Source organism: Streptomyces sp. WM6386 (assembly GCF_000972385.1).
GTDB lineage: Bacteria > Actinomycetota > Actinomycetes > Streptomycetales > Streptomycetaceae > Streptomyces.
In genome coordinates, this window is record NZ_JXTE01000599.1 from 1 (window position 1) to 380 (window position 380).

At 72.9% G+C, this 380-nt stretch carries 1 protein-coding gene; it reads right to left on the reverse strand.

Annotated features, from left to right (window positions below):
• Positions 1 to 255: hypothetical protein (locus TN53_RS42860; RefSeq protein WP_234441874.1), on the reverse strand; the 255-nt coding region annotated here is incomplete at its 3' end.
• Between the last annotated feature and the right edge of the window lie 125 nt (positions 256 to 380).

The following is a 380-nucleotide window of genomic DNA, read 5'->3' on the forward strand; positions in this document are numbered from 1 at the left end:
CGCCAGCACCGCCCCGTCCACCACTCGTCCTGCCTGCGCGAATCGCGCGGGTCGCGCCTCGGCTCCCCACCGCACCTGACGGTGGGTCAACTCCCACGCGTCGTCGAGGAGTCCGGCTCCCCACACGCAGCGAAGCAGCTCCAGCGTCGGCCCGGTCAGCAGCAGCGGCCGCGTACCCACCCCGGGACCGGGCGCCGAGAGCCGGATGTGATGCCCACGTCCGACCAGTAGCCACGCGCAGGTGAGCTCCGCCATCCCGGTTCCGGCGATCGCGACGGAGCTCACCCGTTGCCGCCGCCGTCTTGCATGGTCAGCGCGCCGAGCAGTGCCTCGGTGTCGCGCCAGTGGCGGACCACCATCCTCTGCGCGTCCTCCTCGAC